The 2470-nt window shown below is 61.3% G+C and carries 3 protein-coding genes; all 3 read left to right on the plus strand.

Annotation, left to right across the window (positions count from 1 at the left end):
• Positions 1–1100: amino acid ABC transporter permease (locus tag BLX41_RS28415; RefSeq protein ID WP_185073826.1), on the plus strand; the 1100-nt coding region annotated here is incomplete at its 5' end.
• Positions 1101–1110: 10 nt separating this feature from the next.
• Entirely contained in the window at positions 1111–2208 is a 1098-nt protein-coding gene (locus BLX41_RS28420) for an amino acid ABC transporter permease (RefSeq protein ID WP_123727567.1), read from the plus strand.
• A gap of 10 nt (positions 2209–2218) precedes the next feature.
• A partial coding sequence (locus BLX41_RS36510; RefSeq protein WP_259745282.1) for an ATP-binding cassette domain-containing protein occupies positions 2219–2470 on the plus strand: 252 nt, incomplete at its 3' end.

Here is a 2470-nt window from a genome sequence, read left to right on the forward strand (position 1 = left end):
CCCTGGTGGCGGTGGTTTCGCTGGGCTGGTTTCTGTTCGACAACACACAAACCAATCTCCAGCACCGGGGTATTACCTCGGGTTTCGACTTTCTTGAGCGCAGCGCCGGTTTCGGCATCGCTCAACACTTGATTGCCTACACCGAAGCGGACAGTTATGCCCGGGTCTTCGTCATCGGTCTGCTCAATACGCTGCTGGTGACCTTTATCGGGGTGATCCTGGCGACCTTGCTGGGGTTCATCATCGGGGTGGCGCGGCTGTCGCAGAACTGGATCATCAGCAAGCTGGCAACGGTGTATGTGGAAGTGTTCCGCAACATTCCGCCGCTGCTGCAGATTCTGTTCTGGTACTTCGCGGTGTTCCTGACCATGCCGGGGCCGCGCAACAGTCATAACTTCGGCGACACTTTCTTCGTCAGCAGTCGTGGCTTGAACATGCCGGCGGCGCAGATGGCTCCGGGGTTCTGGGCGTTCGTTGCGAGTGTGGCGCTGGCCATCGTCGCCATCGTGCTGATGTGCCGCTGGGCCAACAAGCGCTTTGAAGCCACCGGAGTGCCGTTCCACAAGTTCTGGACCGGGCTGGCGTTGCTGCTGGTGATTCCGGCGTTGTGCACGCTGGTCTTCGGCTCGCCGGTGCATTGGGAGTTGCCGAAGCTGCAAGGCTTCAACTTCGTCGGTGGCTGGGTACTGATCCCCGAACTCTTGGCCCTGACTCTGGCCCTGACCGTCTACACCGCGGCGTTCATCGCCGAGATCGTGCGTTCCGGGATCAAGTCGGTCAGCCACGGCCAGACCGAAGCGGCGCGTTCCCTGGGGCTGCGCAACGGCCCGACCCTGCGCAAGGTGATCATTCCCCAAGCCTTGCGGGTGATCATTCCACCGTTGACCAGCCAATACCTGAACCTGGCGAAGAACTCATCCCTGGCGGCGGGTATCGGTTACCCGGAAATGGTTTCGCTGTTCGCCGGCACGGTGCTCAACCAGACCGGCCAGGCCATCGAGGTCATTGCCATCACCATGAGCGTGTACCTGGCAATCAGCATCAGCATTTCCCTGCTGATGAACTGGTACAACAAGCGCATTGCGCTGATCGAGCGGTGAGGAAGCGCCCATGACGACTCATACTTTCAAGCCCGATATGCCGCCGCCCAGCAGCAGTATCGGCGTGCTGGCGTGGATGCGCGCCAACATGTTCTCCAACTGGCTCAACACCCTGTTGACCCTGTTTGCCTTCTACCTGATCTACCTGGTGGTGCCGCCGATCCTGCAGTGGGCGATCCTCGACGCCAACTGGGTCGGCACCACCCGTGCCGACTGCACCAAGGACGGCGCCTGCTGGGTGTTCATCCAGCAGCGTTTCGGCCAGTTCATGTACGGCTATTACCCGGTGGAACTGCGCTGGCGGGTGGATCTGACCGTGTGGCTGGCGGTGATCGGCGTGGCCCCCTTGTTCATCTCGCGCTTTGCCCGCAAGGCGATCTACGGCCTGTGTTTCCTGGTGTGGTACCCGGTGGTGGCCTACACCCTGCTGCACGGCGGCTACCTGGGCCTGAGCACTGTCGCCACCAGCCAGTGGGGCGGCCTGATGCTGACTTTGGTGATTGCCACGGTGGGCATTGCCGGGGCCTTGCCCCTGGGCATCCTGCTGGCATTGGGGCGACGTTCCAACCTGCCGGCGATCCGCGTGGTCTGCGTGACCTTCATCGAGTTCTGGCGCGGCGTGCCGCTGATCACGGTGCTGTTCATGTCGTCGGTGATGCTGCCGCTGTTCCTGCCCGAGGGGATGAACTTCGACAAGCTGCTGCGGGCGCTGATCGGGGTGATCCTGTTCCAGTCGGCCTATGTGGCCGAGGTGGTGCGTGGTGGTTTGCAGGCCATTCCCAAGGGCCAGTACGAAGCGGCCGCCGCCATGGGCCTGGGCTACTGGCGCGCCATGGGCCTGGTGATTCTGCCTCAGGCCCTGAAGCTGGTGATCCCCGGGATCGTCAACACCTTCATCGCCCTGTTCAAGGACACCAGCCTGGTGATCATCATCGGCCTGTTCGACCTGCTCAACAGCGTCAAGCAAGCCGCCGCCGACCCCAAATGGCTGGGCATGGCCACTGAAGGCTATGTCTTCGCGGCCCTGGTGTTCTGGATTTTCTGTTTTGGTATGTCCCGCTACTCCATGCATCTGGAGCGCAAGTTGGACACAGGCCACAAGCGTTAGGAGTACCTCCATGAGTGAAGCGAGCAAAAAGCCTGTGGGCCCTGAAGGCATTATTCAGATGCAGGGTGTGAACAAGTGGTACGGCCAGTTCCACGTGTTGAAGGACATCAACCTCAACGTCAGGCAGGGCGAGCGCATCGTCCTGTGCGGGCCATCGGGTTCGGGCAAATCCACCACCATCCGTTGCCTCAATCGCCTGGAAGAACACCAGCAGGGGCGCATTGTGGTGGACGGCGTGGAACTGACCAACGACCTCAAGCAG

This window comes from Pseudomonas protegens (assembly GCF_003732485.1).
Lineage (GTDB): Bacteria > Pseudomonadota > Gammaproteobacteria > Pseudomonadales > Pseudomonadaceae > Aquipseudomonas > Aquipseudomonas protegens_B.

Coding starts and splice junctions, on each gene's coding strand:
- BLX41_RS28420 (WP_123727567.1), top strand. CDS start 1,111: ATGACGACTCATACTTTCAAGCCCGATATGCCGCCGCCCAGCAGCAGT.